Annotated in this window: 18 protein-coding genes; all 18 read left to right on the forward strand. The window is 44.0% G+C overall.

Going from position 1 to position 20,496, the window contains the following annotated elements; all coding sequences use genetic code 11:
- Window positions 1–116: 116 nt before the first annotated feature.
- The 18 genes from tsf (at window position 117) to VPNCDNU1_RS20235 (ending at window position 20,434) form a co-directional block, all read left to right on the forward strand.
- Entirely contained in the window at window positions 117–959 is an 843-nt protein-coding gene (tsf, locus tag VPNCDNU1_RS20150) for a translation elongation factor Ts (RefSeq protein WP_104401991.1), read from the forward strand.
- Window positions 960–1,145: 186 nt separating this feature from the next.
- Window positions 1,146–1,877 (forward strand): UMP kinase, encoded by a 732-nt coding sequence (gene pyrH, locus VPNCDNU1_RS20155; protein ID WP_101110637.1) that lies wholly within the window; start codon window positions 1,146–1,148, stop codon window positions 1,875–1,877.
- 46 nt (window positions 1,878–1,923) lie between these two features.
- Window positions 1,924–2,481 carry a ribosome recycling factor gene (frr, locus tag VPNCDNU1_RS20160; RefSeq protein ID WP_101110636.1) on the forward strand — a complete coding sequence of 186 codons (558 nt, stop codon included), beginning with the start codon at window positions 1,924–1,926 and terminating at the stop codon, window positions 2,479–2,481.
- 96 nt (window positions 2,482–2,577) lie between these two features.
- Entirely contained in the window at window positions 2,578–3,330 is a 753-nt protein-coding gene (locus VPNCDNU1_RS20165; protein WP_104401992.1) for an isoprenyl transferase, read from the forward strand.
- Window positions 3,331–3,345: 15 nt separating this feature from the next.
- Complete coding sequence (locus tag VPNCDNU1_RS20170; RefSeq protein WP_104401993.1) at window positions 3,346–4,188, forward strand: phosphatidate cytidylyltransferase; 843 nt, start codon at window positions 3,346–3,348, stop codon at window positions 4,186–4,188.
- Between the two features lie 57 nt (window positions 4,189–4,245).
- On the forward strand, window positions 4,246–5,454 hold the full coding sequence (gene ispC, locus VPNCDNU1_RS20175) for a 1-deoxy-D-xylulose-5-phosphate reductoisomerase (RefSeq protein WP_104401994.1): 1,209 nt from the start codon (window positions 4,246–4,248) through the stop codon (window positions 5,452–5,454).
- Window positions 5,451–6,809, forward strand: a complete 1,359-nt coding sequence (gene rseP, locus VPNCDNU1_RS20180) for a sigma E protease regulator RseP (protein WP_104401995.1) — start codon at window positions 5,451–5,453, stop codon at window positions 6,807–6,809. Before ispC ends, rseP begins: the two co-directional genes overlap by 4 nt.
- A gap of 62 nt (window positions 6,810–6,871) precedes the next feature.
- Entirely contained in the window at window positions 6,872–9,298 is a 2,427-nt protein-coding gene (bamA, locus tag VPNCDNU1_RS20185) for an outer membrane protein assembly factor BamA (protein WP_104401996.1), read from the forward strand.
- Between the two features lie 16 nt (window positions 9,299–9,314).
- Entirely contained in the window at window positions 9,315–9,824 is a 510-nt protein-coding gene (locus VPNCDNU1_RS20190; protein ID WP_104401997.1) for an OmpH family outer membrane protein, read from the forward strand.
- 6 nt (window positions 9,825–9,830) lie between these two features.
- Window positions 9,831–10,850, forward strand: a complete 1,020-nt coding sequence (gene lpxD, locus VPNCDNU1_RS20195) for a UDP-3-O-(3-hydroxymyristoyl)glucosamine N-acyltransferase (RefSeq protein ID WP_104401998.1) — start codon at window positions 9,831–9,833, stop codon at window positions 10,848–10,850.
- A 113-nt stretch (window positions 10,851–10,963) separates the two neighbouring features.
- Window positions 10,964–11,395: a 3-hydroxyacyl-ACP dehydratase FabZ gene (gene fabZ / locus VPNCDNU1_RS20200; protein ID WP_174715161.1), complete on the forward strand. Its 432-nt coding sequence runs from the start codon at window positions 10,964–10,966 to the stop codon at window positions 11,393–11,395.
- Between the two features lies 1 nt (window position 11,396).
- Window positions 11,397–12,185, forward strand: a complete 789-nt coding sequence (gene lpxA, locus VPNCDNU1_RS20205; protein ID WP_104401999.1) for an acyl-ACP--UDP-N-acetylglucosamine O-acyltransferase — start codon at window positions 11,397–11,399, stop codon at window positions 12,183–12,185.
- Between the two features lie 114 nt (window positions 12,186–12,299).
- Window positions 12,300–13,448 carry a lipid-A-disaccharide synthase gene (gene lpxB / locus VPNCDNU1_RS20210; RefSeq protein WP_104402000.1) on the forward strand — a complete coding sequence of 383 codons (1,149 nt, stop codon included), beginning with the start codon at window positions 12,300–12,302 and terminating at the stop codon, window positions 13,446–13,448.
- Between the two features lie 2 nt (window positions 13,449–13,450).
- Window positions 13,451–14,071 (forward strand): ribonuclease HII, encoded by a 621-nt coding sequence (gene rnhB, locus VPNCDNU1_RS20215; RefSeq protein ID WP_104402001.1) that lies wholly within the window; start codon window positions 13,451–13,453, stop codon window positions 14,069–14,071.
- 91 nt (window positions 14,072–14,162) lie between these two features.
- Complete coding sequence (gene dnaE / locus VPNCDNU1_RS20220; RefSeq protein WP_104402002.1) at window positions 14,163–17,642, forward strand: DNA polymerase III subunit alpha; 3,480 nt, start codon at window positions 14,163–14,165, stop codon at window positions 17,640–17,642.
- A 44-nt stretch (window positions 17,643–17,686) separates the two neighbouring features.
- Complete coding sequence (gene accA, locus VPNCDNU1_RS20225) at window positions 17,687–18,646, forward strand: acetyl-CoA carboxylase carboxyl transferase subunit alpha (RefSeq protein ID WP_101110623.1); 960 nt, start codon at window positions 17,687–17,689, stop codon at window positions 18,644–18,646.
- Between the two features lie 77 nt (window positions 18,647–18,723).
- Window positions 18,724–20,061, forward strand: a complete 1,338-nt coding sequence (gene tilS / locus VPNCDNU1_RS20230; RefSeq protein WP_104402003.1) for a tRNA lysidine(34) synthetase TilS — start codon at window positions 18,724–18,726, stop codon at window positions 20,059–20,061.
- 58 nt (window positions 20,062–20,119) lie between these two features.
- Complete coding sequence (locus VPNCDNU1_RS20235; protein ID WP_104402004.1) at window positions 20,120–20,434, forward strand: c-type cytochrome; 315 nt, start codon at window positions 20,120–20,122, stop codon at window positions 20,432–20,434.
- Window positions 20,435–20,496 lie beyond the last annotated feature (62 nt).

Consider the following 20,496-nt stretch of genomic DNA (forward strand, 5'->3'; position numbering starts at 1 on the left):
GATAACAAGCCTTATCAGCAATCAAAGTTAAATATAAGCTAAGTTATAGTTACAATCAGGGGCCGAAATCGAGCCCCTGATTTTTACCATATCCAGAATTAACTGAGGAATAGAGAATGGCTGTTACTGCTGCTCTAGTAAAAGAACTGCGCGACCGTACAGGCGCAGGCATGATGGACTGTAAGAAAGCGCTGAACGAAACTGACGGCGATGTCGAACTAGCAATCGAAAATATGCGTAAATCAGGTGCTGCAAAAGCTGCTAAGAAAGCAGGTAACGTAGCGGCTGAAGGTACAATCATCATCAAAGATGCTGATGGTGTAGCGGTACTTCTAGAAGTGAACTGCCAGACTGACTTTGTTGCTAAAGATGCTAGCTTCACAGCGTTTGCAAACGAAGTTGCTGAAGCGGCTCTTGCTTCTAAAGCTACTGCAGAAGAACTACAAGCTCAATTCGAGGAAACTCGTATTGCTCTAGTTGCTAAAATCGGCGAAAACATCAACATCCGTCGCGTTCAATACGTTGAAGGTGTTGCACTAGCTTCTTACCGTCACGGTGAGAAAATTGGTGTTGTTGTTGCTGGTGAAGGCGAAGCTGAAACTCTTAAGCACGTTGCAATGCACGTTGCTGCTTCTCGTCCAGAATTCGTTAACCCAGAAGACGTACCTGCAGACGTAGTAGAAAAAGAGAAAGCAGTTCAAGTTGAAATCGCAATGAACGAAGGCAAGCCAGCTGAAATCGCTGAGAAGATGGTTGTTGGCCGTATGAAGAAGTTCACTGGTGAAATCTCTTTGACTGGTCAAGCTTTCGTTATGGAACCTAAGAAATCTGTAGGCGACGTTCTTAAAGAGAAAGGCGCTTCAGTAACTAACTTCGTACGTCTAGAAGTTGGTGAAGGTATCGAGAAAGCGGAAGAAATGAGCTTCGCTGACGAAGTAGCAGCGGTACAAAAAGGTTAATCCTTAGCGTATTGTTGAAAAAAAGACCGTAGCCAAGGCTGCGGTCTTTTTACGAACAAAATACATAAACTTACAAGCAAAAGACATATGTGGCTAATCGTCATAAATGCATGTTGGCATCAACGTAAAAATGCAATTTGTATTCATGACTGTTAATCAACAACTCTCATTTGGAAGGTAGACTCCATGACAACTAACCCTAAGCCAGCGTATCAACGTATCCTGTTAAAACTGAGTGGTGAAGCTCTTCAAGGTGAAGAAGGTTTTGGTATTGACCCTGCGGTACTAGACCGTATGGCTCAAGAAGTAAAAGAACTGGTTGAACTGGGTGTTCAAGTGGGTGTGGTTATCGGTGGTGGTAACTTGTTCCGTGGTGCTGGATTGGCTGAAGCGGGAATGAACCGCGTTGTCGGCGACCACATGGGTATGCTAGCGACGGTAATGAATGGTCTTGCTTTACGCGATGCCCTTCACCGTGCATACGTCAATGCGCGCGTAATGTCGGCGATTCCATTGAAAGGTGTGTGTGACGACTACAACTGGGCTGATGCAATTCGCGAACTTCGCCAAGGTCGCGTCGTGATCTTCTCGGCAGGTACTGGTAACCCATTCTTTACTACAGATTCTGCTGCATGTTTGCGCGGTATTGAGATTGAAGCGGATGTTGTTCTTAAAGCGACAAAAGTTGATGGCGTATTTACTGCGGATCCAGTAGCAAACCCTGAAGCAGAGCTGTATGATAACCTATCGTTTAGTGAAGTTCTTGATAAAGAACTGAAAGTAATGGACTTAGCGGCATTTACACTGGCACGTGACCACAAAATGCCGATCCGTGTATTCAATATGAACAAGCCAGGCGCTCTACGTCGCGTGGTAATGGGTGAAGCCGAAGGTACGCTAATCAGCGAAAACCAATAATTGGCAGCCAAAAACACTCTTATTAAAAAAATATTAAGGTGAAATTGTGATTAACGAAATCAAACAAGATGCACAAGAGCGCATGGATAAAAGCGTTGAAGCGCTAAAGAACAACCTATCTAAAGTACGTACAGGCCGCGCTCACCCAAGCCTACTGTCGAATATTAACGTTGAATACTACGGCGCACCAACGCCTCTAAACCAAGTTGCAAACGTGATTGCTGAAGATTCTCGTACCCTTGCTATTACCGTTTTTGACAAAGAGCTAACGCCAAAAGTAGAAAAAGCGATCATGCAATCGGATCTTGGTTTGAACCCAATGTCTGCAGGTACTGTAATCCGCGTTCCTCTTCCACCATTGACAGAAGAACGTCGTAAAGATTTGGTAAAAATCGTTCGTGGTGAAGCAGAAGGTGGTCGTGTTGCTATTCGTAACATCCGTCGCGATGCAAACAGTGAACTTAAAGCGCTTCTGAAAGACAAAGAAATCTCAGAAGATGAAGATCATAAAGCACAAGATGAAATTCAAAAGCTAACTGACGCTGCTGTTAAGAATGTTGATGACGTTCTTGCTGCAAAAGAAAAAGAGTTGATGGAAGTGTAATATAACTTACACTTTTCTTTTTCGAAGCGCTGTGCCCACAGCACAGCGCTTTTTTTATGCTATTATCTCAACCCCATTAGATTCAATGAACTTCCTATGCTGAACACTCAAGTCTATCCAGACGCATTCCCTAAACATATCGCTATCATTATGGACGGTAACGGCCGTTGGGCAAAAAAGCAGGGTAAGCCTCGCGTTTTTGGTCATAAAGCTGGGGTAGATTCAGTTAGAAAAACCATTTCAGCCGCTTCTCGACTAGGTATCCAAGCTGTTACTCTTTTTGCATTCAGTAGTGAAAACTGGCGTCGTCCGGAAGAGGAAGTCAGCCTATTGATGGAACTGTTTATTACCGTTCTGTCCAAAGAGGTTAAGCGCCTTCACAAGAATAATCTGAGATTAAGAGTCATAGGTGACATCAGTCGCTTTAATCAACGATTACAAAAAAAAATTGCGGAAGCGGAAAGCCTAACCAAAGACAACGAAGGTATGGTTGTTAACGTGGCGGCTAACTATGGTGGAAAATGGGATATCACCCAAGCTATTCAAAAAATCGCGACTGAAGCCAAAGAGGGTGTTCTTGACCCAGTAGAAATCAATGAAGATTTGGTAACATCTCATTTGACGATGTCTGACTTGCCTGAAGTTGACTTACTCATCCGCACCAGTGGTGAATGCCGGATCAGTAATTTTGTTTTGTGGCAGATGGCATACGCTGAAATGTATTTTGTTGATCAACACTGGCCTGATTTTAATGAACAAAGCCTAGCAGATGCTGTGGCATGGTTCGTTAATCGCGAGCGTCGTTTTGGTTGTACAGGCGAGCAGATTCAAGAAATTATGAATGGCTAACAAAGGATCATCAGCTTGAAACAAAGAATTATAACCGCGCTGATTCTGGCTCCATTAGTTGTATTAGGGATTTTTAAGCTCTCTATACCCCTATTTATTGCTGCAATTGCTGCAATTGTAGTAATTGGCTTTTGGGAATGGACTCAATTCGTTGAAACACCGAACCGCTCTAAGGCATTGATTCCTTCTTTAGCTTTACTTGCGGGTTTATTTTATTTTTTGCCGTTTGAAATCTCTGCTTTGCAGCAGGTTTCAGGCGGGCATATGCTAATCTTATCCGCTGCAGGAATATGGTGGTTAGCTTCCAGTGGAATGGCAATGACATTCCCGAAGTCTTCTGCTTTGTGGCAAGGCTCAAAAGTTCTGAGGCACGTATTTGGCTTGCTTACACTTATTCCATTCTTAACTTCCGTTATCCTTTTACGAAGTGTTGGCTACGATTCAGACCCATATTATGGTGCTAAGCTCGTACTGTTTGTTTGCTTTTTGGTTTGGGCTGCTGACAGCGGTGCTTACTTCGCGGGTAAAACGTTCGGAAAGCGCAAGATGGCACCTAATGTGAGCCCAAATAAAACTATTGAAGGTTTGGTTGGTGGCATCATTACTGCGTTGATAATTGGATGGGGTGCCGCAAATTGGTTTGAACTCACCTTCCCAAGTCATGTCATAATGATATTCATCACTTTCACTACTGTCGTTATTTCAGTATTAGGTGATCTCGTAGAAAGCATGTTTAAGCGAGTTTCGGGCATTAAAGATAGTGGAAACATTATCCCGGGACACGGTGGTGTGCTAGACAGAATTGACAGCTTGACCGCCGCCTTTCCTGTTTTCGCCTTACTCTATTTCACGCTTTAGCGTAGTTAAAAGGCAAGGAAACTTGCCTTTTCATGTTCTGTATAACGGTTTTCTATAATGCAAAATATAACCATTCTTGGAGCAACAGGCTCAATTGGTGATAGCACTTTAAAAGTTGTCGCCCAAAACTCCGAGAAGTTCAACGTTTTCGCGTTGGCTGCTGGTAGCAACGTTTCAAAAATGCATGAGTTATGTATTCTTTGGCACCCTTCATACGCCGTTATGGCCGATGAAAGCGCAGCGAATAAGCTCCGAGAGAAGCTATCAGCCTCCGATAAAAAAGTGACAGTACTAAGCGGAAACGAAGGTCTTTGCGCCGTTTCTTCTATGGATGAAGTTGACATGGTTATGGCTGCGATCGTCGGAGCTGCTGGGTTAATACCTACTATGTCAGCGATTCAAGCGGGTAAAAAGGTGTTACTTGCTAACAAAGAAGCGTTGGTTATGTCTGGTCAGCTTTTTGTTGATGCTGTAGAGAAATATGGAGCGCAGCTGCTGCCAGTAGACAGTGAGCACAACGCGATATTCCAGTGTCTCCCTGAAGAAGTTCAGGTTCGACCGGGTAAATGCAATCTTAAAGATTCAGGAATCTCATCCATTTTACTTACGGGTTCTGGCGGTCCTTTCCGATATACCGATGTTGCAACTCTCGCTAACGTCACGCCTAAAGAAGCCAAAGCACACCCTAACTGGTCTATGGGGCCAAAAATCTCGGTTGACTCTGCCACCATGATGAACAAGGGGCTTGAATACATTGAAGCCAAATGGCTATTCAATGCTGCGCGAGACCAGCTTCAAGTAGTTATACACCCTCAGTCGGTTATTCACTCAATGGTGCAGTATTGTGATGGTTCAGTATTGGCTCAGATGGGCGAACCGGATATGGCAACGCCGATTGCGTATTCTATGTCTTATCCTGAACGTATTCCTGCTGGTGTTAAGCCTCTCGATTTTACCAAAGTAGGTGAGCTGACATTTCTAGAGCCAGATTTCGAGCGTTACCCTTGCCTTAAGCTAGCAATAGAGGCTTGCTATACAGGGCAACATGCCACTACTGGTTTAAATGCCGCCAACGAAATTGCGGTGGATGCATTTTTGAATCACAAAATTAAATTTACAGATATAGCTGCAATCAACGAGCAGGTTTTATCTAAGCTGTGTGGTCTACAGCAAAACCTTGAAGTAGATTGCTTGGAAAGCTTATTAGAGCTGGATAGAATGGCGCGTACTTTTGCGCATGAATATGTAGGTAAGCGAGCAATATGACGGGTATTTTGTGGAATTTAGTATCGTTTATCGTCGCCCTTGGGGTGTTGGTTGCCGTGCACGAATATGGACACTTCTGGGTAGCACGACGCTGCGGAGTAAAAGTTCATAAGTTTTCGATAGGGTTTGGCAAATCTATCTGGAGCAAGATCGGCAAGGATGGAACAGAATACAGCCTATCGATTATCCCGTTAGGTGGGTATGTAAAAATGCTCGACGGACGAGTTGATTCGATCAATGAAGAAGAGAAAGAGCAAGCATTCGATCGTAAATCATTGTGGCAAAGAAGCGCAATTGTAGGCGCTGGTCCGGCATTTAACTTTATTTTCGCACTGTTTGCCTATTGGGTTGTTTTCATTATTGGTGTTCCAGCAATAAAACCCGTGATAGGAGAGGTAACCCCCAATTCCATCGTTGCACAAGCCGGAATTCAAGATGGGATGGAACTAAAGTCCGTCGCAGGAATCAAAACCGCAGATTGGGAATCCGTTAATATGCAGTTAATTGCTCATATTGGCGATGATGAAATGACGATGACAGTTACACCGGAAGGTGGTGTTGGGTTCGAAGAAACATATACGCTTGATTTGCGTGAGTGGCGCTTCAACCCAGAAACCGAATCGCCAATGAGAACATTAGGCTTTACACCATTTCGCCCAGATACGACCACTAAAATCGCGCACGTAGGTAATGGCGGAGCCGCTTATAAAGCCGGATTTGAAGTGGGTGACCAGCTTCTGGAAATTGATAGTCAGCCCGTGTCGGAATGGCAGCAAATGGTTGATGCTATCCAGACGAACCCAAATAAATCAATTGATGTGTTGGTTGAGCGTAATGGTGTTGAAGTTCAGTTGGCACTGATTCCTGAAGCTAAGGAAGCAAAAAACGGAACAACTAAAGGGTTTGCAGGTATTGCTCCTGAAATCGGTGAATGGCCGGCAGACTATCGCTTCGACCTACAATATGGTGTGGTTGAATCCGTTGGTAAAGCTGTTGAGAAAACAGGACAAGTTATTTCTTTGACCTTCAGTTTATTGAAAAAATTGGTTGTTGGAGATGTTGGAATAGAGAACTTGAGTGGTCCTATATCCATTGCTAAAGGTGCTGGCACAACCGCTGATTATGGTTTGGTGTACTTCCTAGGTTTTCTTGCGCTAATCAGCATCAACCTAGGAATTATTAACCTAATGCCATTACCAATTTTGGATGGTGGTCATTTGTTATTTTTTGCGGTGGAAGCAATTATCCGCCGTCCTGTGCCAGAAAAGATTCAAGAAGTCGGTTACCGTCTGGGAGGCGCAATTATATTCTCTCTCATGGTAGTTGCATTGTTTAATGATTTTACTCGCCTTTGATATCACCTGATTGGTAGAAGATGGCAAAGAATAAGAAGTTGCAAGGAATAATCAGAATAGATATGGCGATCAAGCATTTATTGCTCACCTCTCTGTTGCTATCGAGCACAGTGGTGAATGGTGCAGAAAAATTTGTCGTAGAAGACATCAAAATTGAAGGTCTACAGCGCGTAGCGTTGGGGGCTGCACTCCTCAAAATGCCTATTCGTATTGGTGATACGGTTGATCAGCAAGATGTGGCGAAGATCATCAAATCCTTATACGACTCTGGTAATTACGAAGATGTCAGGGTTCTCAAAGACAACAATGTGTTGGTTATCGAGGTGAAAGAGCGTCCAACCATTGCGAATATCTCGTTCTCTGGTAACAAAGCCATTAAAGAAGAGCAGCTGAAAGAAAACCTAGATGCTTCTGGGATTCGTATTGGTGAAGCACTCGACCGAACGACTCTAAGTAACATAGAAAAAGGCTTAGAAGATTTTTACTACAGCGTAGGTAAATACAACGCCGAAGTAAAAGCCGTTGTAACACCGTTACCGCGGAATCGTTCTGACTTAAAATTTGTTTTTACTGAAGGTGTTTCAGCGAAAATTCAGCAAATTAACTTTATCGGTAATTCGATATTTAATGACGAAGATCTGCGTTCACGCTTTAACCTAAGAGTTGACGTACCATGGTGGAATTTCTTAGCTGATGAGAAATACCAGAAGCAGGTATTGGCTGGTGATTTAGAAGCACTTCGTACATTTTATCTCAACCAAGGCTACTTAAAGTTCCAAGTTTCCGACACACAGGTTTCTATCTCACCGGACAAGAAGGGGGTATATATCACCCTGACACTGGATGAAGGCGAACCTTATGCCGTTGAATCTGTAAAGTTCCGAGGCGAGCTCATCGACAAGGAAGCGGAATTCGATAAGATGATTCCTTTTGTTGCTGGTGATATTTACGATGGCAGCGCAGTGACATCTCTTGAAGAAAACGTCAAGCGAGTGTTGGGTGAATCAGGCTATGCGTATCCTCAAGTTAGAACCATTCCAGAATTTGATGACGAAAATAAGCAAGTATCACTTGTTGTGAATGTTGAGGCTGGCAAACGAATTTATGTTCGTGATATCCGATTCACAGGTAACAACGCAACACGTGATGAAGTGCTTCGCCGAGAAATGCGTCAAATGGAAGGCAGTTGGTTAAACTCGAAAGCCATTGATACTGGTAAAAGCCGTTTGAATCGCTTGGGCTTTTTTGAAACAGTCGATGTTCAAACAGTGCGTGTGCCAGGTACGGAAGATCAAGTTGATTTGGTCTACAACGTGAAAGAAGCAAACTCAGGAAGCGTTAACTTCGGGGTAGGTTACGGTACAGAGTCTGGAATCAGTTTCCAACTTGGCTTACAGCAAGATAACTTTATTGGTAGTGGTAACCGAGTCGGTATTAACGCTTCCACTAACAAATTCCGTAAGAACGTTAGCCTTGAATACCGCGACCCATATTGGAACCTTGATGGGGTAAGTTTGGGTGGTAAGATTTTCTACAATCAGTTCGAAGCTTCTGAAGCGGGCATTGTAGACTACACCAACGAAAGTTACGGTACGCGTCTAACTTGGGGTTTCCCATTCGACGAACTTAACTTTTTTGAGATTGGTGCCGGCTATACGCATAACCGAATTTCTAATTTGGATGAATACGTACAAATTGAAAAATTCTTGCAAGCGCAAGAAGACAATTTGGATAAAAACGATCGAAGCCTGAACGTTAACGACTTTGATTTTTCTTTGTCTTGGACGCGAAATAACCTAAACCGAGGGTTCTTCCCGACAGCGGGTAACCATCAGCGCGCATTCTACAAAATGACGGTGCCAGGTTCCGATGTTCAGTACTTTAAGCTCCAATACGATGTGAGACAGTACATCCCTCTGACAAAAAAGCATGAGTTTACTCTATTATTGCGTGGGCGGTTAGGTTACGGAAATGGTTATGGCAAGAATGGTGACAACGATAACTTGTTCCCATTCTACGAAAACTTCTACGCGGGCGGCTTTAGTTCGTTACGTGGATTCCGCTCCAACAGTGCAGGTCCTAAGGCTGTTTACAATGAAAACCACACGGGTGGAAACAACTCTCAATATACAGTGACGGACGATGCCGTTGGGGGTAATGCGATTGCACTTGCAAGCATGGAATTGATCTTCCCAACCCCATTTGCATCAGATGAAGCACGTAGCCAAATACGCACCAGTGCGTTTATTGATGCGGCGAGTGTATGGGATACAGAATTTAACTACCTTGATCCAGACACAGGTGTAAGTGCTGGTGATTCTTATTACTATGATTACTCCGACCCGACAAATTATCGAATGTCTGCAGGTGTCGCCTTACAATGGATGTCACCTATGGGACCGTTGGTTTTCTCTCTTGCGAAACCAATCAAAAAATTCGAAGGGGATAAAGATGAAGTCTTTACCTTTACAATCGGTCGAACTTTCTAATACTTAGGAGAGAATTTTGAAAACAACGTTAAAAGCAGCTGCACTTAGCCTAGCCTTACTGGGTACATCTTTTTTTGCTAATGCTGCAGAAGCGGCTCAAAAAGTAGGTTATGTAAATACTGCGCAGATTTTCCAGGCTCTCCCTCAGCGTGAATCTGTTTTACAAAAACTTCAGGCAGAATTTAAAGACCAAAATGCAGAGCTACAATCACTTGAAGCAAAGCTGAAAACGAAAATCGAACAAGGTCGCCGGGATGGTGAATTACTTGGTGAAGATGGTCTTCGTAAACTGCAGATTGAAATTGGTCAACTGCAAGCAGAATACAAAATTAAAGCGCAATCACTTGAGAAAAATGGTCAAAAGCGCGAAGCGCAAGAAAGACAAAAACTGCTTAAGCTGATTCAAGATACAATTGCAAAAGTAGCAGAGAAAGAAGGGTTTGACGTAGTGATTGATGCTACTTCACTTCAATACGCAAAACCAGAATTGAACCTGTCTAAAAAAATAATTGAACAACTTAAATAAGAATATATGACAACATTAACCCTTGCAGAAATCGCGAAAATTGCAGGTGGTGAGTTACACGGAGACGGCAGCATTGTCGTTTCCGAGTTTGCTGCCATGGACAAAGCTGGTCAAGGTCAGCTTTCTTTCCTTTCCAGTCCCAAATTCAGAAAATCGCTCGACCAATGTAAAGCGGACGCCATTTTATTGCGTGAGTCCGATCTGGAGCATTACTCTGGTAACTCGATCGTTGTTGAGGATCCGTACGTAGCGTACGCCCGTATTGCCCAAGTGCTTGATACGACTCCTTCACCAGCTTCCAATATTCATAAAACAGCGGTTATTGATGAATCTGCCTCACTAGGTGAAAACGTATCTGTTGGAGCCAATGCAGTGATTGAGTCTGGCGTGTGTCTAGGCGATAACGCTGTGATTGGAGCGGGATGTTTCGTTGGTAAAAATACCTCGATTGGTTCAAATACCAAACTTTGGTCGAACGTTAGCGTTTATCATGGCGTAACGATCGGATCAGGCTGTTTAATTCAAGCTAATGCTGTGATTGGATCCGATGGGTTTGGCAACGCTAACGAAAAAGGCGAGTGGATAAAAATCCCTCAAGTTGGTGGTGTTCGTATCGGAGACCGCGTAGAGATCGGAGCATGTACCACCATAGACCGTGGTACACTGGACGATACGGTAATAGAAGACAATGTTGTTTTAGACAACCAGATCCAAATAGCTCATAACGTCCATGTTGGTTACGGCACAGCAATGGCGGGAGCTGTGATCGTCGCCGGCAGCACTCAAATTGGTAAATATTGCCAGTTTGGTGGCGGTGCGGTGGTCAACGGTCATATTACGATTGTCGACCAAGTTGTTGTTACTGGTATGTCTATGGTGATGCGTGACATTGAAGAAAAAGGTGTTTTCTCTTCAGGTGTCCCGGTGCAACCTAATAAAGAATGGCGTAAAATGGTGCCACGTGTACACAAGATTGCGGAACTAGACAGAAGGCTGAAATCTGTCGAGAAAGAGCTAAAATCCTGACACGAAACGTTTAACTTAAAGCCTGCGTACTGCGGGCTTTCATTCGTTTATCTAACGATGAAATGAATTTGAAAATTGATAGGAATATGACTTTGACTACTGAAAAGAAAACGATGGACATCACGGAGATTCAAACACTTCTTCCACATCGCTACCCTTTCCTGATGATTGATCGTGTTACTGACTACGAAGAAGGTAAGTACCTAGTAGGCTTGAAAAATGTGTCAGTGAACGAACCTCAGTTCACCGGTCATTTCCCACAATTGCCTGTATTTCCAGGCGTGTTAATTCTTGAAGCAATGGCTCAGGCAACGGGGTTACTTGCATTTAAAACATTTGGTGCTCCTGCGGAAAACGAGCTGTACTACTTTGCTAGTGTGGACGGCGCAAAATTCCGTGCACCTGTGATGCCGGGCGATCAAATGCTGATTGAAGTTGAGTTTTTGAAAGAGCGTCGCGGTATTGCTGCGTTTAATGGTAAAGCGACGGTGGACGGCAAGGTAGTGTGTTCTGCTGAGCTGAAATGTGCTCGTAGAGAGTTTTAATATGATTCATGAATCTGCCTCTATTCATCCTAATGCGGTTATTGAAGGTAATGTTCGTATTGGTGCTGGCACAACAGTAGGACCATTCACTTATATTTCGGGTGATATCGAAATTGGTGAAAATAACGAGATTATGTCTCATGTTGTGATTAAAGGTCCGACAATCATTGGTAATGAAAACCGAATCTTCCCTTACGCAATAGTCGGCGAAGAATGTCAGGACAAAAAATACAGCGGTGAAGATACTCGTTTGATTGTTGGCGATCGCAACGTTATTCGCGAAAGCGTACAAATGCATCGTGGTACAGTACAGGATAAGGGAGAAACTCGCGTTGGTAGCGATAACCTATTCTGTGTTAACGCTCATATTGCTCACGATTGTATTGTGGGTGATAACGTTATTCTTGGTAACAATGCAACTTTAGCTGGTCACGTCACAGTCGAAGACTACGTGATTCTCACTGCCCTTTCTCCGGTTCACCAATTCTGTACGTTGGGTGCTCACTGCTTTGTTGGTGGCGGATCCATTGTTGTACAAGACGTACCACCTTTTGTTATGGCGCAAGGGAATCACTGTAAACCTTTTGGTATCAATATCGAAGGTCTTAAACGCAGAGGGTTCGAGAAAAAAGAAATCCACGCCATTCGCCGGGCTTATAAGTCTCTTTACCGTAATGGTCTTACGCTTGAAGAAGCGAAAACAGAGATTGCAAAAGAAGCAAATGAGTTTAAGGCTGTACAGCAGTTTTTGGATTTCTTAGGAAACTCGCAACGCGGGATTATTCGATAGGGTCAAACCGATCGGGTTTAATAGGTGCGTTGATAGAACTAACCATTGAAAAGATCGCTGTTTTTAGCGATCTTTTTGTATTTTTACGTTTAAAAATTTGGCTTTGGGTGAAATATGATTTCAGATACTGGTCCGCTAAGAATTGGCATCGTTGCTGGTGAATTATCTGGTGATACGTTAGGTGCTGGTCTTATTGAAGCGATGAAAAGGCAATATCCTGATGCTGAATTTGTCGGTATTGGCGGACCCAAAATGAAGGCGTTGGGCTGCGAATCTCTGTTTGAAATGGAAGAATTAGCCGTGATGGGTCTTGTCGAAGTTTTGGGGCGCTTGCCTCGGCTTTTGAAAGTAAAAGCGGAACTAGTGAAGTACTTTACGCAAAACCCACCTGACGTATTTATTGGTATAGATGCGCCCGATTTTAACTTGAGATTAGAGTTAAGCCTTAAAAAGGCAGGTATTAAAACTGTTCATTACGTCAGTCCATCTGTGTGGGCTTGGCGTCCAAAGCGAATTTTTAAAATTGATGCTGCGACGGATTTAGTTTTGGCTTTCCTGCCATTCGAGAAAGATTTTTACGACAAATACAACGTAGCCTGTGAGTTTGTCGGTCATACGCTCGCAGACGCGATCCCCCTTGAGCCCGATAAAAAAGAAGCAAGAGAGCATCTCAATCTTGAACAAGATAAAACTTGGTTAGCCGTACTGCCTGGTAGCCGAGGTGGGGAAGTTGGATTGATTGCTAAGCCGTTTATCGAAACGTGTAAACGCCTTAATAAAAAACATCCGAATGTTGGTTTTGTTGTCGCCGCTGTAAATGAAAAGCGAAAAGAGCAATTTGAACAGATTTGGAAAGACGTCGCTCCAGAACTCAACTTTGTTATTGTTCAAGATACAGCACGAAATGTTATTACATCTTCCGATGCGGTATTGCTCGCTTCTGGCACAGTAAGTTTGGAGTGCATGCTACTTAAACGCCCCATGGTTGTTGGCTACAAAGTAAATAGACTGACAGGTTGGATAGTACAGAAATTGGCGATTACAGAATTTGTTTCTCTACCCAATATAATGGCGGGTAAAGAATTGGTGAAAGAATTCATTCTTGATGAGTGCCACCCAGACTTTTTATATCCTGAAATTGAAAAAGCCTTGTTTAGTGACAACCAAGCTTTAATCAACGAATTTACTGAGATGCACCAGTGGATTAAAAAAGGCGCCGATCAACAAGCTGCAACTGCCGTTCTAAATTTAATTGGAAAATAATCATGCCTAAGAAAGCAACACAAGACTTTCCTCCATTCGAATACCCTACGGTTCACCAGCTTTTTGCTGGTGTAGATGAAGTCGGTCGTGGTCCATTGGTTGGCGACGTAGTGACTGCTGCGGTCATTTTAGATCCAAACAATCCCATAGAAGGGTTGACCGATTCAAAAAAATTGTCAGAGAAAAAACGCCAAGCACTTTTCCCTGAAATCAAAGAAAAAGCATTGGCTTGGGCAGTAGGTCGTTGTTCTCCGGAAGAAATAGACGAACTTAATATTTTGCAAGCTACGATGGTAGCAATGCAACGAGCCATTGCTGGTCTGGATCCACAACCTGATTTTGCTCTTATCGATGGAAATCGTGTCCCTGAATTACCTATGGCGGCCTTAGCTGTAGTAAAAGGGGATTTAAGAGTGGCGGAAATCAGTGCCGCATCCATTATCGCGAAAGTGGTACGAGACAGTGAAATGGAAGAGCTTGATAAAAAACATCCTGAATTTGGTTTTGCAAATCACAAAGGGTATCCGACGAAGGCGCACTTTGAAGCAATCGAAAAACACGGTGTTATAGCTGAGCACAGAAAGAGCTTTAAGCCTGTAAAACGCGCACTTGGGATCGAATAGCTTCTCTTGTTTTTGGATTCAAGTATCATGTACGTAAGTGGGTATAACCCATACGAAATATCTAAGCAATCTGAGCATCAGGATCTGATTAATGTCTGACCCGAAATTTGTACACCTACGTATTCACAGTGACTTCTCTATGGTCGATGGTCTTTCTAAAGTGCCGCCCATTGTCAAAAAAGTGGCTGAATACGGGATGCCAGCGATGGCGCTGACAGATTTTACAAACCTTTGTGGTTTAGTGAAATTTTATAATACGGCGCATGGTAATGGTATCAAGCCTATCATCGGGGCAGATTTCACAATGCAGTCGGATGAGTTTGGTGATGAACTCACAAAAATGACGGTATTGGCAACAGATAACACGGGTTATAAAAATCTGACTTTGTTGATCTCAGATGCCTACCAACGTGGTCATGTACAGCACCAGCCGGTTATAGAAAAAGAATGGCTGGCGAAATACAGCGAAGGTCTTATCGTACTTTCAGGTGGGCGTGTTGGTGAAATTGGCCGTGCCTTACTTAAAGGCAACGCTGCTCTTGTATCTGAATGTGTTGAATTTTACCAAACTCACTTTCCGGATCGCTTCTATTTAGAACTTACCCGCACAGGTCGACCTGACGAAGAAAGCTACCTGCATTTTGCTTTAGAACTTGCAGAGCAAGCTGAACTGCCCGTTGTCGCGACTAATGAAGTGGTATTCATTACTGAAGATCAGTTTGATGCACATGAGATTCGCGTTGCCATTCACGATGGTTTCACGCTTGAGGATCCCCGTAGACCGAAAAACTACAGCCCACAACAGTATCTTCGTAGCGAAGAGGAAATGTGTGAGCTGTTTTCAGACATACCCGAAGCGTTAGAAAACAGCGTAGAAATTGCCAAACGTTGTAACGTGACCGTGCGTTTAGGTGAATATTTCCTGCCAAACTTTCCTACTGAAGGTATGGCGATTGAAGACTTTTTGGTAAAGAAATCGCAGGAAGGTCTAGAGCGTCGACTGGCTTTTCTCTTTCCCGATGAAGATGAACGTCTGAAACGCCGCCCAGAATACGATGAACGTTTGGAGATTGAGCTCGACGTTGTCAACAAAATGGGCTTCCCTGGTTACTTCCTTATCGTTATGGAGTTCATCCAGTGGTCGAAAGACAATGATGTACCCGTTGGACCTGGACGAGGCTCTGGTGCAGGGTCACTCGTGGCCTATGCGTTAGATATTACCGATCTTGATCCATTGGAATACGATCTTCTGTTCGAACGTTTCCTCAACCCAGAACGTGTATCCATGCCCGATTTCGATATCGATTTCTGTATGGATAAGCGTGATCAAGTCATCGACCACGTTGCAGAAATGTACGGTCGTGACGCGGTATCACAGATCATCACGTTCGGTACCATGGCTGCAAAAGCGGTTATTCGAGATGTGGGGCGTGTACTGGGTCACCCATATGGGTTTGTTGACCGTATATCAAAACTTGTTCCACCTGACCCTGGGATGACGCTAGAGAAAGCGTTTGTTGCAGAGCCACAACTTCCCGAGATTTATGAAGCCGATGAGGAAGTAAAAGAACTCATCGACATGTGCCGTATTTTAGAAGGTTGTACTCGAAATGCAGGTAAGCATGCTGGTGGTGTTGTTATTTCTCCGACGACCATTACCGACTTTGCTCCTATCTACTGCGACGCAGAGGGCAACTTCCCCGTAACTCAATTTGATAAGAATGACGTAGAAACAGCGGGTCTAGTTAAATTTGACTTCTTGGGGCTACGAACGCTGACCATCATTGATTGGGCACTTGGCCTAATTAACCCTAGATTGGAGCGTGAAGGCAAAGAAAAAGTCCGTATAGAATCTATTCCGCTTGATGATCAACCGTCATTTAAATTGCTACAAAACTCCGAGACTACAGCGGTTTTCCAGCTTGAATCTCGCGGTATGAAAGATCTGATTAAAAGGCTTCAACCAGACTGCTTTGAAGACATTATCGCATTGGTAGCCCTGTTCCGACCGGGACCGCTTCAATCGGGCATGGTAGATAACTTCATCGACCGTAAACACGGACGTGAAGCCATCTCTTATCCAGATGAAACATGGCAGCACGAAACGCTGAAAGAGACACTGGAACCGACTTACGGCATCATCCTGTATCAAGAGCAGGTAATGCAGATTGCCCAGATCTTAGCGGGTTATACGCTAGGCGGAGCCGACATGCTTCGTCGAGCGATGGGCAAGAAAAAACCAGAAGAAATGGCCAAACAACGTGCCATTTTCGAAGAAGGCGCCATAAAGAATGGGGTCGATGGCGAACTCGCCATGAAGATCTTCGACTTGGTAGAGAAATTTGCAGGTTACGGTTTTAACAAATCTCACTCTGCTGCATACGCATTGGTTTCTTACCAGACGCTTTGGCTGAAAAAGCATTATCCAGCGGAATTCATGGCGGCAGTAATGACTGCTGATATGGATAACACTGAAAAAGTCGTCGGCTTGGTAGACGAATGCATAAGAATGAAGCTGACTCTATTACCACCAGACATCAATGCGGGTTTATATCGGTTTAATGTCGATGAAACCGGTGCCATCGTTTATGGTATTGGAGCCATTAAAGGTGTTGGTGAAGGACCAATCGATAACATTATTGAAGCACGTGAAAAGGGGGGGTATTTTAAAGACCTTTTCGATTTTTGTGCTCGTATCGACCTTAAAAAAGTGAATAAACGCGTTATCGAAAAACTGATTTATGCTGGTGCGTTGGATAGACTCGGCCCACACAGAGCAGCCATGATGGCATCGCTCAATGACGCAGTGAAAGCAGCAAGCCAGCATCACCAAGCTGAATCGTTTGGTCAGGTTGATATGTTTGGTGTCCTAACGGATGCACCGGAAGATGTTGAAACAAAATATACCCAAGTCCCCCCATGGCCAGAAAAAGTTTGGCTAGAAGGGGAGCGAGAAACCTTGGGTCTGTATTTGACCGGACACCCAATTAATGCCTATCTAAAGGAACTCGGTAAGTACACCAGTTGTCGACTTAAAGATGCACAACCGACTCGCCGTGACCAATCTTTAACCATTTCAGGGCTAGTGATTGCCGCTCGTGTCATGACAACCAAACGCGGTACGCGCATCGGGCTTATGACACTGGATGATCGTTCTGGGCGTATGGAAGTGATGTTGTTCTCAGATGCGCTCGAAAGATATGCAGAACTGCTTGAAAAAGATAAAATTTTGGTCGTTTCCGGACAGGTCAGCTTTGATGACTTTAACGGTGGGCTTAAAATGTCCGCGCGCGAGGTTATGGATCTCGGAAATGCGCGTGAAAAATACGCTCGTGGTTTGTCCGTTTCTATACAAGAACAACAAATTGATGAACATTTCTTTGAACGCTTCAATCAAATATTGGAGCCGCACCGAGCGGGAACAGTGCCAGTTAATGTATATTATCAGCGCAGCGATGCGCGAGCACGTCTAGCACTGGGCGTGGAATGGCGAGTAACGCCAGCAGATACATTACTAGACGATTTAAAGGAGCTGCTTGGTCAAAGCCAGGTAGAACTCGAATTTAACTAATTCAGCTGCGAAATGGTACGCAGTTGACCAATAAGGATTCATAGATGAGCCTAAACTTTCTTGAATTTGAAAAGCCTATCGCTGAACTGGAAGCAAAAATTGAAGCATTGCGTGACGTATCTCGTCATGGCGGGGATGCTTCAGTTGATCTAGATAAAGAAATCAAACAACTTGAAGACAAAAGTTTAGAACTGAAAAAGAAAATCTTCAGCGATCTAGGAGCATGGCAGGTAGCTCAGCTAGCTCGTCACCCTCAGCGCCCTTATACGCTGGATTACGTGGAAAACGTATTTACAGAGTTTGATGAGCTTGCTGGTGACCGCGCTTATGCAGATGACAAAGCCATCGTTGGTGGTATTGCTCGTTTAGAAGGGCGTCCAGTGATGATCATTGGTCATCAAAAAGGTCGTGAAACAAAAGAAAAAGTGATCCGTAACTTTGGTATGCCAAAGCCAGAAGGTTACCGTAAGGCACTTCGCCTTATGGAAACGGCAGAGCGCTTCAAAATGCCAATCATCACGTTTATCGACACCGCTGGTGCATACCCAGGAGTCGGTGCCGAAGAGCGTGGGCAATCGGAAGCTATCGCCAAAAACCTAAAAGTGATGTCTGGTCTTAAAGTGCCCGTCATTTGTAACGTTGTTGGCGAAGGCGGTTCTGGCGGTGCATTGGCTATTGGTGTCGGTGACTACGTGAACATGCTTCAATACTCAACATACGCTGTTATTTCGCCGGAAGGTTGTGCTTCTATTTTATGGCGTGATTCGGATAAAGCGCCTCAGGCAGCTGAAGCAATGGGTCTTGTTGCACCTCGCCTAAAAGAATTGAAGTTGATCGATGAGATCATCGAAGAACCTTTAGGTGGTGCGCACCGTGACAAACTAAAAATGGCAGAAAACATGAAGGCGATGCTTGTTAAGCAACTTGACGAGCTTGACCACCTTGATGAAGAAACGCTACTTGAGCGTCGTTACCAACGCTTAATGAGCTATGGTTACTGCTAAGAACTACGGTTACTGCTAATTAGCAGATTAAGGTAGAATAAAGCGAGCATCAGGCTCGCTTTTTTATTGGGACAAACGTGTTACAAAACGAATTCAACCAGCAAGTACTGAAACATACTTCACCTGAGACGACGATTGTCCTAGCCTTAAGCGGTGGGATGGACTCGCGTGTACTGCTGCATCTACTTAGCCATATGGCAGAGTCTCATCAAATCAAAACCAAAGCTGTTCATGTTCATCATGGATTGAGCAGTAATGCTGATGATTGGCAAAAAAATTGTCAGGCTTGGTGTGAAAAAGCCAACGTTCCGTTTTTTGCTGAAAGAGTTGTGTTAGATATTGAATCGGGTAGGAGTGTCGAGGAGCTGGCCCGTGAAGCAAGGTATGATGTTCTTCGTCAATACGTCGGTCATAAAGACGTTTTGTTGACGGGGCAGCATATAAGCGATCAAACGGAAACGTTTCTACTGGCGTTAAAACGGGGAAGTGGTCCTAAGGGATTATCAGGTATGCCGCGTATTGCTTCATTTGGAAAAGGTGAGATTTTACGTCCTCTCCTCAGTGTTTCTCGACAAGATATTGAACAGTACGCGCTCCATCACAAGCTGAATTGGAATCATGATGAAAGCAATGATGACACTCAGTTTGATCGCAACTTTTTACGTCATCAAGTTGTCCCTGAACTCGCTAAACGTTGGTCTGGTTTTGAAAAATCTGTTCAACGAAGTGCTCAATTGTGTGCTGAACAACAGAGCCTCCTTGAAGAGCTCTTGAGTCAAAACTTATCTGGTGCTCTGTTTTATGACGGTAGCTTAAGCATTTCTAAACTTTCAGAACAAAGTGAATTAGCCAGAGCGCAGTTGATCCGGATGTGGCTTGAGTATTCCGGTGCCAAAATGCCTTCAAGAAAGCAATTGCAGGTGATTTGGCAAAATGTGGCGTGTAGCCAAAAAGATGCTAACCCAAGTTTGTCTTTACCATCTGGGGAAATACGCCGATATGACCATCGCCTTTATCTAGTGTCTCCCGAGCACGATCTCTCTGATTGGTGTGAAGAACTAAGCGTTGGGAAGACGTTGCTTCTACCCTATGCCCTTGGTGAATTAACATTGGGGACGAGCGGTCTGAATACATCACTGAGCAAGTCAGTTTCAGTAAATTCGTTATCACTGCGCCTTCCTCTTCCATCAGAAAAAGTGACGGTACACTTCTGTCCTCAAGGGCTCAGCGCTAAACCTGTGGGTCGAAATGGCAGCCGAAAACTAAAAAAGCTCTTTCAGGAGTATGGCGTGCCGAGTTGGAAGCGCAGGCAAATACCTATTGTAATGTACGATGATAAAGTGGCTGCAGTTGCCAATCTATTTGTTACTCAAGGCTTTAATGCTTCGGATTGTGAACTTGTTTGGATCAGTTGATCTAAAAATGTGCCACAATTAACGGAAACTATAACCCTAATAAATACATGGTGAAGCAATGAGAAAAGTAACAATAGGATGTGCAATGGCATTCGCAATGGTGTTTAGTGGTGCCAGTGCCGCAGGAGATGCGAATGCTGGGAAAGCTAAAGCGGCGGTGTGTGCTGCTTGTCATGGTGCGGATGGTATTGCAGCAATTGATGGTTATCCGAATTTGAAAGGTCAGAACGAGAAATATTTAGTCAGTTCTCTGAAAGCGTATAAAGCAAATCAACGCACTGGCGGCTTGGCGGCGGTAATGTCGGCGCAAGCCATGGGACTAAGTGATCAGGATATTGATAACTTAGCTGCTTACTTTTCGAGCCTGAAATGAAATCCGAACACAATAGTGTGATCTTATGCCCAGTACTGACTTCAATACTGGGCATTTTATTT

Origin of the sequence: Vibrio penaeicida, assembly GCF_002933855.1 — a bacterium.
Classification (GTDB): Bacteria; Pseudomonadota; Gammaproteobacteria; order Enterobacterales; family Vibrionaceae; genus Vibrio; species Vibrio penaeicida_A.